Source organism: Vibrio panuliri (assembly GCF_009938205.1).
In the GTDB taxonomy this organism is placed as follows: Bacteria; Pseudomonadota; Gammaproteobacteria; order Enterobacterales; family Vibrionaceae; genus Vibrio; species Vibrio panuliri.
In genome coordinates this window covers 1,072,604-1,086,178 of sequence record NZ_AP019655.1, presented here as the reverse complement: position 1 = coordinate 1,086,178, position 13,575 = coordinate 1,072,604, and the positions used below count along the sequence as shown (strand labels likewise).

Below are 13,575 nucleotides of genomic sequence, written 5' to 3'. Positions count from 1 at the left end.
GTCCAATAAGTAATACCTATGCCATTTATTGCACTAACCTGTGTCTTCTTGATAGCGGCTTGGGTAAAATGCGCCGTGATGATTTCTCAGGGAGTGAGTTTGTGGTGTATACGGTAGTCAAGCGAGTTGGATTGACGAAGCAGAAGTTGGCGAAAGCAAGAGCCTCATTAGACAACAGTAATCCGGTTAAACCCATACCGGTGAAGTCTCGCCCAGATCTCCGATTTGAATACACTTATGAAATTGCCTGCTCTGATGAGTCATTTAGGCAAAGTGTCGGCTGTCATTTCGAGTTAGCCAAAACCGAGCAAGAGGCTTTGATTGGTGACTGGCAGGTGCAGCGTTCGGCAAATGGCACTCAATACACGGTTTTTAGTGCCGTAGATGAGCCGAAAAAGATAGTCGCAAAAGTTGCAATGAGAGTCATGGGAATTAGCTTGCCGCAGAGTGTGAAGTTACATCCGATTGGTGCGGGCATTGTGAATGAAGCATTTATACCCGTAACGCCATCAGTCCAGCTTGGTGAGCGGCTTGGTCTGCCTACGGAAGGGTATTATTATCATTTTTTCAATGGGCGCTTGATTCAAGAGTACAAACTACTTGGCGATGGAAAATGGCTTTTCTATGCTACGCGTTCCACTCATGAGCAACTCAATGATGAGCAAGGCTGCAATCGCCATCAGAGCGCGATTCTAGTGTACTGGAAAATTGGTGGCGTTGAGGCGAAAGGGCAACACTTAGTCTATCTAAAACAGCAGATTACTCGCAAAGAACTCGACTCACTAAATGATGAGTGGTTAGCAAAACATGGCGTTTTACTCGAGGTTAAAGAGTTACTGAATGCGTCAAAGCAAACCGAGTCCAAGTTAGCCAATCGGCAAGTTGTTCAACAAGTAGTTGAGAAAAAATCATCGAAGGTTCATACGGTTATTGCTGATATAAATACGCATCAACGCGAATCTTGGCCTGAAATTGCTCAGCAATATGGTTTGTCTGCCAAGCAGTTATTAGATTTGAATCCTCGTTATCACTCGAACCCAATGGGGCTAAAAGTCGGAGATAGGTTGACGGTTCAGTTGCCAACGCCGAACCAGACCGTTGGCGCTGTTTTGTGTGAAGCGCCGTTGCAAAAGCCTAGCAAATACAACCAAGCCAGCCATGCCTTTTATGCTTGTGGTGGTACTTTCCAAGGGACATCCATTAAACCGATCACCAGCCGTGGTGTGTTGAATAGTGAACTTACGGTGGTCAACCTTTCCCATGCATCCCCACTCGATATTGACGATTTCCATACCAAGTATCGGTGAGAGAAAGGTGCTTGGGGATGGCGTGAAATTAGCCATGCCTCGATAATTTGAATCGGCTTAAACGTACTCGTCTATATGGTGCATCTTACGGACGACATTTTCGCCTTGAAAGGTTTTCACTACCACGCCATCTTCGTTGCGAATCTGAATTTGGTTGTGTTGATTAAGAGATGCGTTTAAGTGATTGCCCTGAGTTTTTAAGCTCTGATCAATAAACTTAGTGGCCGCTTTTAAGTTGTGCTGAATATGAGGTTGGTAAATGGCATTGTCGAGTCGCATAAGCTCACCATTATTGTTTAAGTTCCCCTTAATTTGTGCTGATTAATTTATCACCACTACATGTGTGCGTCTAGCATGATGTTTGACCATCAGGTGACGAGAAACATATTTTTGATAAAAAAAGACCCCGCGATTAAGCGGGGGGAAGAAGGTTGTTGTACTTATTTGGTGCCAAACTGACGTATGTTGTTAGTGCGAGGAAAGTTTTTACTTGTTTAAGCGTAGAAACAAAGTCTATTGCCAGCGAACTTTTCTTGCCGTTTTTTGGTGTTAATTTCGCGGAACGTGATCCTTATTCAATAATTTGCACAAATGGCGACAAAACCAACAAACGATTGCGTGATTAAAATGTGTTCGCTTGAACGATTGCGTAAAAATATGTGATGAATCTCGCAATCTAATCGCTATACTTGCCGCCCGGTTATGGGCAAAAACCCTACCAATACAAGCCGTCACATGGACGAGTGAATGACCCCAAGGACAGGACCAGCTGTTAATTCAATGCTTGTAAAGGTGATCTTTAGTGAATGTGATTTTTGGTTTAATCGGTGTCATCGTCCTTATTGGATGCGCAGTACTGTTGTCGGAAAGCCGTAAGGCAATCAATTGGAAAACAGTATCGCGAGCGATGCTATTGCAGGTTGGCTTCGCCGCCTTAGTTCTTTATTTCCCTTGGGGACAAGTTGCGCTAGCCAGTATGAGCGGTGGTGTTGCAAGTCTTCTTTCTTTTGCCGATGAAGGCATCAAGTTCTTGTTTGGCGACCTTGCCAATACGGGTTTCATTTTCGCTGTCCGCGTCCTTCCTATTATTATCTTTTTCAGTGCGGTCATTTCAGCGCTTTACTATTTAGGTATCATGCAACGCGTTATCGAGTTTATCGGTGGCGGTATTCAAAAGTTCTTAGGCACAAGCAAAGCAGAGTCACTGGTTGCAACGGGCAATATCTTCCTATCTCAAGGTGAATCACCATTGCTTGTTCGCCCTTTCCTGTCTCGTATGACACGTTCAGAACTATTTGCGGTTATGGCTGGTGGTATGGCATCGGTAGCAGGTAGTGTGCTAGGTGGCTATGCTGGTCTGGGTGTAGAGCTGAAATACCTAATTGCAGCGAGTTTTATGGCGGCGCCAGGCAGCTTGATGATGGCAAAGATCATTGTTCCTGAACGTGACACGCCAGTTGATCAAACAGACATCGAAATGGATAAAGCTCAAGACTCGAACGTTATTGATGCTTTGGCGAGCGGTGCGATGAATGGCATGAAAGTGGCTGTCGCGGTTGGTACAATGCTGATCGCGTTTGTATCTGTCATTGCGATGGTTAACACTGGTCTGGAAAATATCGGTGAACTGGTCGGCTTTAGTGGTATTACCTTACAAGGTGTGTTTGGTTACTTATTTGCGCCGTTAGCGTGGGTGGTTGGTATTCCATCTAACGAAGTCTTGATGGCAGGTTCATACATCGGTCAAAAAGTGGTGATGAATGAGTTTGTTGCCTTTATTGATTTTGTTGAGCACAAGCAACTGCTTTCTGAACACTCCCAAGTGATTGTGACGTTTGCGCTATGTGGCTTTGCGAATATCGGTTCGATTGCGATTCAGCTTGGTTCTATTGGTGTTATCGCGCCTGAGCGTCGTTCTGAAGTGGCAAACTTAGGTTTAAAAGCGGTTGCAGCTGGTACGCTAGCGAACCTAATGAGTGCTTGTTTAGCGGGTATTTTCATTTTGTTGTAAAAGCTAAAAAGATTGCATTATTAAAGCGCCATTTTATATGGCGCTTTTTTTGTATATATCACATTAAGGTCAAAAATCAACAAAACCAACTGATTAAATTAGAAAACTATTGTTTAAATCATTGCATTGAGGAATTGTCGCAATAATATTGACTGTATTCTACCCAAGTGACCTTGAGATGTTTTGATTATGGATAATTTGGTTAATCGTTTCCTTCGTTACGTAACGTTTGATACGCAATCTAACCCCGCAAATGCGCTTTGCCCAAGTAGTAAAGGGCAGTTTACTTTCGCTTATCAGTTGCAAAAAGAGCTGACAGAACTCGGTTTGAGTGATGTGACTCTGGATGACAACGGCTATTTAATGGCTCGTTTGCCAAGCAACGTAGATTACTCAGTCCCAGCCATTGGTTTTATTGCGCATATGGATACCGCACCTGATGCGTCTGGCGCGAACGTTAAGCCGCAACTGATTGAGAATTATCAGGGTGGCGATATTGCCCTAGGCCTTGGCGATGAGGTGCTGTCTCCGGTGCAATATCCGGATCTTAACCAGTTACACGGACACAATATCATCACCACTGACGGCACGACGTTACTGGGCGCAGATAACAAAGCCGGCATTGCTGAGATTATGACTGCCATGGCGACCTTACTTGCTAACCCAGAGATTCCTCACGGTGATATTTGCATCGGCTTCACGCCGGATGAAGAGATTGGACGTGGTGCTAATCTGTTTAACGTCGAAAAGTTTGGCGCACAGTGGGCTTACACGATAGACGGTGGTCCGGTTGGGGAGTTGGAATACGAAAACTTTAACGCCTCTAATGCTGACGTCATTTTCTACGGCACAAACGTACACCCAGGTACCGCCAAAGATAAGATGGTTAACTCTATGAACATCGCTGCGCGTTTCCAAACGATGATGCCAGCAGATGAAACCCCTGAGTGCACTGAAGGCTACCAAGGCTTCTATCATCTTAAGTCTGCGGAAATGTCGGTAGCTCGCAGTGAGCTTGGTTATATCATTCGTGATTTTGACCGTGACGGATTAGCTCAGCGCAAAGCGTGTATGCAAAGCATTACTGATCAGTTAAATTCAGAACTTGAGCGCGGACGTGTTGAACTGAAAATGACCGACAGCTACTTCAATATGAAGGAGATGGTAGAGCCGCATCCACATATTATTGAATTGGCGAAGCAAGCGATGATTGAGTGTGATGTGGAGCCGATGATCAAGCCTATCCGTGGTGGTACTGATGGTGCGAGGTTGTCATTTATGGGGCTACCATGTCCAAACATCTTTACTGGTGGCTATAACTTCCATGGTATTCATGAGTTCATTACTGTCGAAGGAATGAACCATGCTGTTAACGTTATTGTGAAGTTGTCAGAAAAAACAGCATTAGAATACCGTTAGTCTGTTTATTGCTCTACGATTTAGGTAAGTGCCTCAAATCTAGGAGCTTCTTATGCGAATCTTATTGTTACTAGGTTCTCATCTTATATTTGCCGTAATGGGTTTTGCGTTAGGTATTTACGCATTACCCATTTTGACACAGCCTACATCCCCAGCGGTCGAAGAGATTCAAGATATCTCTGCGCATGCACTGTTTAACGCGACGTTTGAGCGTGACAGACAAGACAGTGACTTTCTACATTGGGGGGAGGGGACGGTGTCAATTAGCGATACGCAAATTGTTTTTATGGGCGAACTCGCGCCCGGTCCCGACTACAAACTGTATCTTTCTCCGTTATTTATCGAAACAGAAGCGGCATTTAACCAATACAAAGACACCATGATTCAGATCGGTGATGTGAAAACGTTTGACCGTTTTAGTTTGAATTTACCGCCAGAGGTTAATGTTTCTGAGTACAACACGGTGATAGTATGGTGCGAGAGTTTTGGGGAGTTTATTACCTCAGCACGTTATAACTAAATAAGCATTGAATGAGTGAATGCACAAATTAAACCGTATACAGGAGTAACACGTGGAGAAAGTAAAAGTAGTAATCGATTTTCTTCTCACGCATAAATTAGTCTTTTCCGTTCTGATCATAGCCCTTATCTCTTTAATACGGCGCTTTACGCTGTCGAAAATTCGCGGGGATGTAGCGTTTGTCTCTGAGGAGCAGCGCAATTGGATGTCTCGCACCAAGAATGGTTCCTTTACCATTATGGTTATTCTGCTGTTTATTCTTTGGCAGTCAGAGATCAATGAGTTTGCCTTGTCTCTCACCGCGATTGCAGTCGCAGTGGTGGTCGCGAGTAAAGAGATCATTCTCTGTTTCACCGGTTCTATTCAACGTGCCAGTTCGCGTTCATTTCGTATTGGCGACTGGATAGAAGTTGGCAAACTGTGCGGCGAAGTGATAGAGCACAATATGATGGCAACGGTGATCCAAGAAATAGACCTGTATCATGGTCAATATCATTTCACCGGTAAGACAGCGACGCTGCCTAACAGTATGTTCTTTACCTATCCAGTTAAGAACCTCAATTTTATGAAGCGCTTTGTCTATCACGACTTTTCCATTGTGGTGAGAGATTTTGTCAACTTGTATCCAATGTTGCCTGAGTTGACCTTGAAAATTGATGAACACTGCCTCGGTTTTATCGAAGTTGCCCGTCGTTATAACTCGATCATTGAGCGCCATGCTGGTGTCGATCTACCCGGCTCAGAGCCACATATTCATATCAATAGCACTCCAACGGGGGAGCAAAATATTCACGTGATGATTTTCTGCCCAACAGATCAAGCAAACCATATCGAGCAACTCATCCGTGAAGATTTTATGCAACTCTATGAGCTACGTTTCCCTCGCAAAATAGATGAGTAAAAACAGAGATTTAATTGATGTGTATCGCACTATTTATAATCACTGCTAATTAATCGTGAAGATTAAAAATCCCAATGGAAGTTTGATTCCATTGGGAGTACTTTGCGCCTGCTTGCTTATATATCACACGATGTTCTATGAAATAAGTGGATAACCAATAATTAGTCAGTTTGGCGCTGTTGATAGATCAACCACCCTTAATCGAGGGCGACATAACAAGGAAAGAATGAAGCGGCATTTCTATTTGCATGGCTTGCATAACGCAAATAATCAGAAAGAGCCCGAAATGAACGTTAAAACACTGTATCGTTTTATTGAACGTACATCTGAGAACCATTACATCAATGGCTTGTGTAATGTGTTCCTAATGCTGTTACCAATCAGCCTTATCTCAGCATTTTGTATGCTGCTGGGTAATGGGCTATCGGTTATTGGTCAGTCATATCTCGCAAACAAAATCCTGTTCTCCAGCACGCTGATTTGGAAACTCTTTCCAATTCTGCTGGTGGTCTATTACTCGCAGTTTTTGGCGACACTGCACAAGACTTCGCGAACCAACGTTATTACACCATCCCTGCTTATTTACGTGATTCTTGGTCACGAGTGGGGGATGTTGCACCCAGGTACGATTATCCCAACTAACTATCCGCTTGCGATCATCATCCCTTTGTTAGTCAGCAAGACAACACAAGTGCTAGAGCGCAAAAAGCTGTTTATGGAGAGTGAGTTACCCAACGTCGTTGATCAGACGATAAACTTAGTGGGTGCGTGTATCTTTATGGTGGTTCTTTATGCGGGAGCTGGCTTTCTATTTAAAGGTTGGATTCAATCATTCGCTGACTTTGCTCGTTTAGTGCCAAGCTTAGATGAGTACTCGCTGAGTGACGCTCTGCTATACGAACTGGCTCGAAACCTATTCTGGGCGATTGGCGTTAATGGGCACATTATCTTTTCGCCGCTCAAAAGTGAGCTGTATGAGTTCACGGTACAAAGTTTTGATTTGTACCACAACTTTGGTACACAACTGCCGATTCTCACCAGCAACTTCTATGACGTGTATGCGGGAATTGGGGGGGCAGGCAATACACTGAGCTTAGTGCTTTGCATGCTGTTTTTTACCCAAAATAAAGGCTACCGAACACTGGCTATCGCGACGTTGATTCTTAGTATTTTTAACATTAATGAGCCGATACTGTTTGGTTTACCAATCATCTTTAACCCAGTTTTGGTGATCCCATTTTTGATCACACCACTTGCCAGTTTGACTGTGGCCTATATTGCCACTTCGTTAGGATGGGTCGCGCCTGTTTCGACATTTATCAGTTGGATGACGCCAGCGTTTTTCAGTGGCTATCTAGCTACAGGCCATGATCTTGCAGCATCAGTTTTGCAATTGGTAATTATCTTGATGGGTATCGTTATCTATCTGCCGTTCTTTAAACAAATGGATAAAGTGGCAGGGTCAAATGCGATTTTCACCAAAGGGCTATCTGACAACTTGTTTAACTATCGAGATCTGGGCAATAGTCGTTCGGTTATGGGTGTATTGCCACAAATGAGTGCAAACTTGGCGGCGCAGCGCCAAATTAGCAAGTTGCAGAAAACTGGCGAGTTTGTTCTGTTTTATCAACCGCAATACGATATGAGCAAAGAGTGTGTGAACTCGTTGGAGGTGTTAATTCGACATAAAGGTTATGATGGGAAAATTACGCCACCGTGGTTTTTGCCTTCTTTTGCCAAGCTAGGATTGACCTCAGAGCTGGATCTTTGGGTTGTCAAGCAAGCACTGGATGAAGTGGCACCATTGGCGATTAATCCCGATTTCAAAGTGTCGATTAATATTTCACCAGATACATTTTTGATCGATAATTTTGCCAGTATCGTGGTGAATTTGATTCAAAAGAGTAACTTGTCGTTTAACCAGGTTGAGTTTGAAATTACCGAAGACTTATTGATCCAAGATGAAAAGCGCACTTGGGCGGTGCTGCAAGAACTACGACATAGAGGCATTCGGATTGCCTTAGATGATTTCGGTGCGGGTTACTCATCGATTGGTTATCTGAGTAAGTACGAGTTTGATAAGGTGAAAATAGACCGCTCACTTGTGCTTAATCTTAAGCAGAAAAATGGCAAAGAAATGTTTAGCCTAACCAGTCAATTGGTCAGAACAACAGGGGCAGAAATTGTTGTTGAAGGCGTGGAGACGCAAGAAGAAGTCGATTTCATGCAGCAGCAGGGCATCAATCTTATCCAAGGCTTTTACTTTTATAAGCCAATGCCTTTCCATGAAGTGCAGAGCGCAGCAATGTTCTGCCAATCATAGATCTAACGTAAAAAGAAAGAGGGCAGTTTGCCCTCTTGCTTCGTTTGAACGCTATATTGCTAATTTGTACAACTCAGGGCGAGCTTACGCATTAACCCATTTTGGATAACGCTGTTTGAGTCTCAACGCGACGTTAACCAGCGCAATCAGCACCGGAACTTCAATCAGTGGCCCGATTACTCCTGCAAATGCTTGATCCGAGTTCAAGCCGAATACCGCGATAGAGACGGCAATCGCAAGTTCAAAGTTATTACCCGTCGCGGTAAATGCTATCGACGCATTTTTGTCATACTCGATACCCATGTACTTACCAACATAAAAGCTCGTAAAGAACATGACGACAAAGTAGATAGTCAGTGGTATTGCTACTCGGACCACATCCATTGGCAGCTCTAGGATCATTTCACCCTTAAGACTAAACATAAGAACGATAGTGGCAAGCAATGCGACTAATGTAATTGGTGAAATCGCCGGAATAAATTGCTCGTTATACCAAGTCTCACCTTTTGCTTTTACCAATAATTTTCGGCTTAGAAAACCTGCTAGAAATGGAATTCCTAAGTAAATAAGTACGCTTTCGGCAATATCGAGCATAGAAATATCAACCGCAAATCCTTGGTAACCGAACAATGGCGGTAATACCGTGATAAACAGCCATGCCATAAAGCTATAGGTAACGATTTGAAATGCACTGTTGATTGCGACAAGAGCAGCACCATACTCTTTGTTTCCGCCGCCGATATCGTTCCACACGAGAACCATAGCAATACAACGAGCAAGGCCAATCAGAATAATACCCACCATATAACCAGGGTGGTCGCCCAAAAAGGTGAGTGCGAGAACGAACATTAAAATCGGACCTACAATCCAGTTCATAAACAGCGATAGTTTTATGGCTTGTTTATCCTGCTTAACTTTACCTAATAGGCTGTAGTCAACTTTGGCTAATGGTGGATACATCATCAAAATTAAGCCGATTGCTAATGGAACGTTGGTTGAACCCACTGACATCGCTTCATTCCATTGAGCAATTTCTGGGAAAAGGGCGCCAAGCGCGACTCCGACCGCCATCGCAATAAAAATCCACAGCGTTAAATAGCGATCAAGAAAGCCCATCTTGGGTCTTTTAATTGGCTGAGTTGTAGTATTCATAGTTTCTCTTCGTTAATCGTCGAATGACGATATAATTAAGCAAAAAATTTTGAGGGGAGTTCTCTCCCCTGAACTATCGATAGACTAACCTGTGATCTGTTCAAACATGCTAATAAATTGCTTGGCTGCTTGAGGCGCAATGCGATAACAAGTTTTTGGTGGATTAGGCTCCGCGGTAATGAATCCAGCCGCTTTTAAAATGCGCAGATGCTCAGACACCGTTGATTGGGCTAAACCCAATTGAGAAACCAGATCGCCATTTAAACAGCCACCCATACTTTCCAACACGAGCAATGTTTTGAGAATACGCACTCTGGCTGGGTGTGCCAACGCTTTTGCCTGAGCGGCAAATTGTTGCTCCAGTTCGAGTTCTGCTGGTGTTGCCTCTAAAACCGTTGAGTTTAGCGTACTACATTGGGTCATAAATCAAGAGATAGTTAATCGTCGAATAACGATATGATAGAGGTGAGAGAGTTATGGATCAAGCTCTATTTTCAATCGTTCCTTGTTGCTCAAGCGTTTCCTCTTTATTTACTAGGGTTGTGTTATGATCGTGAAGATAAATTGGAGACTACTATGCGATCTATCCCTTTGTTAAAACAGCCTCGAATCCACTGACGAACCATCGATAACGATTAGGTTTACAGTTTGATTTTCTACAATAGTAAGAGGTCCAAAATGCCAAAAAAGCATTGGTCAAAATTTCAGTTGCTGCATGAAGTGGTCAGCAATCCGAATATCATTATCAAAGGTTCGCACAGTTATTACAGCGATTGTTGGGACAACGGTTTTGAACAATCAGTCGTTAGGTATCTGCATGGTGATGAAGTTAGTCGCCAGTGGGAACCGCGCTGGGAAATCGATAAGCTCTATATAGGCGACTACGTTTGCATTGGCGCCGAGGCGGTTATCTTAATGGGCGGTAATCATACCCATCGAGTCGATTGGTTTTGCTTGTATCCGTTTATGGATTACATCGAAGAAGCGTATCAAGGCAAAGGGGATACCTATATTGGTGACGGTGCGTGGGTCGGTATGCGTGCGATGATCATGCCGGGTGTTTCAATAGACGAAGGGGCTGTGATTGCGGCGAACAGTGTCGTTACCAAGGATGTTGAACCCTATAGTATCGTTGCTGGCTCACCAGCGAAAGTTGTGCGATACCGCTTTGACTCAGTAACTATCGAACAGTTACTAGCATTGAAGATTTATCAATGGCCGGAAGAGAAGTTTGAGAGCTTAAAACGTCACTTATGCACTTCAGACATAACGGCGCTAAGAGAAGCTATCGCCGCCTATGAGCAAGGTTTAAAGTCATAGCCGCGATATAGTAACTAGCTGCCGTTAGCTGACGGCAGTTAGTCATCCACGTTAAGCGGCTTCAAAGCAATTGTGTTGGATAAAATAGTCAATTTGTTTTGGAACAAAGGAGTTATAAATCAGACTGGTATGGGAACTGGGCGTGCAGATATGATCGGCCATGCCATCAATCTTCGTTTCATCAACCGTGACCGTACCATCTGAGAGGATGCGACTATCCATCATGAGTAATGCGCGCGCACCAACGGGGAGGGTGCCCGCAATACAACCTAACTTCTGTGGGAATTGCCACTGATCATCATGAAGATTGAGTCCGTGCTGTGGTGAGTTACCCAGCATCCTATCAATACCAAGTTGCTGCATACGGGCAACAATTGAAGCCCCTTTAATTGGACTACCAATGGCGATGACATGACTGATGGTCTCGGTACTTGGTTTTCTTTCAGCTAGATAGGCTTTAATAATCAACCCTCCAAGGCTGTGGCCAACTAAGATGTTTGGCTGCTCCGCGCTTAGAACTTGATCGATCTTTTTAAATACTCGAGATTTATCGATAGCAACGGTGTTGTAGGTAATCACTTGTGTGTCATAACCGAATTTGCGCAGCTTATGGCTTAGTGGCTGCATTACTAAACCATGCATATATAGACCGTGCAAAATAATGATTTTCATCGCTACCTCAAATACATCAGTACGTTACAAATAAAGAGTACAACGACAGAGGAAGAGGAATCAACCACAGTTGAAGGGAGGCGTGGTTAAGTTCAACAGAGTGAGTATTTGGCGCTGATGCTCGTGAGGGAACAACCATATAGGGGTTGGTTGTCGTCTTGTCGGACAGTGTGAGCACCAGTGCCAAATTTGGGGGAGTGGGGTTGTGTTATAAGAGCCAACCCCAAGAAGATTATTTCATCAAGACATCGGTAAATTGGAAGCCATAAATCAGGATAAGGCCGATAATTCCCGTCATGACTAGGTAGTAGAATGTCGGGATGACGGTTTTACGCAGTGTTGCACCTTCGCGTCCCAATAAGCCAACGGTTGCCGAAGCCGCGACCACATTGTGAATAGCAATCATATTACCTGCCGCAGCGCCTACCGCTTGTAGAGCAACGACGACAACACTTGATATGGTCAAGGTCTGCGCCACTTCAAACTGGAATTGGCTGAACATCATGTTGGAAACCGTGTTTGATCCTGCGATAAACGCGCCGAGTGCCCCAACGGTTGCACTGAGTGCTGGGAATGCGGTTCCCACAATACCAGCAGCAAAGTTAGCAGTAGTGACGGGCATACTCGCCAAGTCGGCACCGTTAACACCAGAGTTGATAAAGATACGTACCATTGGGATAGTAAACAGCAACACAAAACCTGCACCGATCAGGGTTTTACTCGATTCTGTAAATGCCGCACCGAGCGGTTTGATACTTTTGGCTTGCAGTAAAACTGCGACTAATGCAACGAACACCAAGATACCACCCGGTAGGTAAAGAGGTTGAATCGCGGTACTCACCCCAGTTTCACCGAGGATATTACCAAACGAAATGCTCACGCTGGTTAGCATAGCCTTAAACTCAGTACTAACACGGCTTGCCACGAGTACGACAGCCAGCAATACGTATGGTAACCATGCAAGTACCAGGCTCATTGGTTTCGATTGATCATCTTTGAGGTCAATTTTTAGCGACCCCAACCATTCAGCTGGCCATTTATCTTCCGATTCAAAGTCCCATTTGGTTTTTGGTACCAAAAATCCTTTTTTGGCGGCAGAGACGACAATCGCTAAGCCACAAAGACCACCGATCAAAGATGGGAACTCTGCACCAAGGAACACGCCAGTTAGTGCATATGGCACGGTGAACGCGACGCCTGCAAACAAAGCAAACGGCAGGATATCGAGTCCTTCGCGCCAGCTCTTGTTCTTACCAAAGAAGCGCGTAAGCATCATCGCCATCAGCACAGGGATCAGTGTGCCAACAATAGCGTGGATAATGGCGACGCTAGATGTGATCTGCTGTAGATAAACAGACCATGACGAACCATTCTCAATCAGGACGTTGCCAATCCCGTGCGTGTCGAGACCTTTGTTGACACCCACAATGATAGGAGTGCCTACTGCACCAAATGATACCGGTGTTGATTGGATCATCATCCCCATCAATACCGCAGCTAGAGCTGGAAAACCAATGGCAACAAGTAGAGGTGCGGCAATCGCGGCCGGCGTGCCAAAACCAGAAGCGCCCTCAATAAATGAACCAAAGCACCAAGCAATAATGATTGCTTGTACGCGACGGTCTTCTGAGATGTCTGTGAAGCCATTACGGATGGTGGTGATCGCTCCGGTGTGTTTGAGAGTGTTAAGTAAGAAGATGGCGCCAAACACAATCCAGAGGACGGAGACAGTAATACCTAAGCCTTGAAAGATAGATGCAAACACGCGGGTCGGTGACATATCCCAGAACACCAAAGCGATAATGACGGTTAATCCAAAGGCGATAGGCATCGCACGTTTTGCTGGCCAATTAAGACCAACCAGTAGTATCGCAGCCACCACGATTGGTGAAAATGCGACTAGGGCAAGTAGGGTTTCATTCATGAGGTACTTCCTTTCTCGGGCCGAAT

Annotated in this window: 12 protein-coding genes; 7 read left to right on the top strand and 5 right to left on the bottom strand. The window is 44.5% G+C overall.

Annotated features, from left to right (window positions below):
- Positions 1-101 precede the first annotated feature (101 nt).
- The gene (locus GZK95_RS19590) at positions 102-1,307 is read left to right on the top strand and encodes an MIX and LysM peptidoglycan-binding domain-containing protein (protein WP_161987237.1); all 1,206 of its coding nucleotides are present in this window, start codon (positions 102-104) and stop codon (positions 1,305-1,307) included.
- A gap of 57 nt (positions 1,308-1,364) precedes the next feature.
- Here the strand turns inward: GZK95_RS19590 and GZK95_RS19585 are convergent, their stop codons facing one another.
- Positions 1,365-1,586, bottom strand: coding sequence for a hypothetical protein (locus GZK95_RS19585; protein WP_075710358.1), 222 nt, complete (start codon positions 1,584-1,586; stop codon positions 1,365-1,367).
- A 523-nt stretch (positions 1,587-2,109) separates the two neighbouring features.
- Between GZK95_RS19585 and GZK95_RS19580 the strand changes: the two genes are divergently transcribed.
- The 5 genes from GZK95_RS19580 to GZK95_RS19560 all read left to right on the top strand — a co-directional run bounded on the left by GZK95_RS19580 (position 2,110) and on the right by GZK95_RS19560 (position 8,481).
- The gene (locus GZK95_RS19580) at positions 2,110-3,318 is read left to right on the top strand and encodes a NupC/NupG family nucleoside CNT transporter (RefSeq protein WP_075715590.1); all 1,209 of its coding nucleotides are present in this window, start codon (positions 2,110-2,112) and stop codon (positions 3,316-3,318) included.
- 189 nt (positions 3,319-3,507) lie between these two features.
- On the top strand, positions 3,508-4,737 hold the full coding sequence (gene pepT, locus GZK95_RS19575) for a peptidase T (RefSeq protein ID WP_075715591.1): 1,230 nt from the start codon (positions 3,508-3,510) through the stop codon (positions 4,735-4,737).
- A gap of 52 nt (positions 4,738-4,789) precedes the next feature.
- Positions 4,790-5,257 (top strand): DM13 domain-containing protein, encoded by a 468-nt coding sequence (locus tag GZK95_RS19570; RefSeq protein WP_075710352.1) that lies wholly within the window; start codon positions 4,790-4,792, stop codon positions 5,255-5,257.
- Between the two features lie 52 nt (positions 5,258-5,309).
- A complete protein-coding gene (locus tag GZK95_RS19565) occupies positions 5,310-6,158 on the top strand; it encodes a mechanosensitive ion channel family protein (protein ID WP_075715592.1) in 849 nt (282 codons plus the stop codon).
- A 286-nt stretch (positions 6,159-6,444) separates the two neighbouring features.
- Positions 6,445-8,481, top strand: coding sequence for an EAL domain-containing protein (locus GZK95_RS19560; protein WP_075715603.1), 2,037 nt, complete (start codon positions 6,445-6,447; stop codon positions 8,479-8,481).
- 84 nt (positions 8,482-8,565) lie between these two features.
- On the opposite strand, the gene arsB is transcribed toward GZK95_RS19560, so the two are convergent.
- Complete coding sequence (arsB, locus tag GZK95_RS19555) at positions 8,566-9,633, bottom strand: ACR3 family arsenite efflux transporter (protein ID WP_075710348.1); 1,068 nt, start codon at positions 9,631-9,633, stop codon at positions 8,566-8,568.
- Positions 9,634-9,717: 84 nt separating this feature from the next.
- Positions 9,718-10,056, bottom strand: a complete 339-nt coding sequence (locus tag GZK95_RS19550; protein ID WP_075710346.1) for an ArsR/SmtB family transcription factor — start codon at positions 10,054-10,056, stop codon at positions 9,718-9,720.
- A gap of 255 nt (positions 10,057-10,311) precedes the next feature.
- On the opposite strand from GZK95_RS19550, the gene GZK95_RS19545 reads away from it, so the two are divergent.
- Positions 10,312-10,953, top strand: a complete 642-nt coding sequence (locus GZK95_RS19545; protein ID WP_075715593.1) for a CatB-related O-acetyltransferase — start codon at positions 10,312-10,314, stop codon at positions 10,951-10,953.
- 51 nt (positions 10,954-11,004) lie between these two features.
- Here GZK95_RS19545 and GZK95_RS19540 read toward each other — a convergent pair whose 3' ends face one another.
- Together GZK95_RS19540 and GZK95_RS19535 are read right to left on the bottom strand one after the other, a co-directional pair.
- The gene (locus GZK95_RS19540) at positions 11,005-11,625 is read right to left on the bottom strand and encodes an esterase/lipase family protein (protein ID WP_075710340.1); all 621 of its coding nucleotides are present in this window, start codon (positions 11,623-11,625) and stop codon (positions 11,005-11,007) included.
- A 232-nt stretch (positions 11,626-11,857) separates the two neighbouring features.
- Positions 11,858-13,549: an L-lactate permease gene (locus tag GZK95_RS19535; protein WP_075715594.1), complete on the bottom strand. Its 1,692-nt coding sequence runs from the start codon at positions 13,547-13,549 to the stop codon at positions 11,858-11,860.
- Positions 13,550-13,575: the final 26 nt, after the last annotated feature.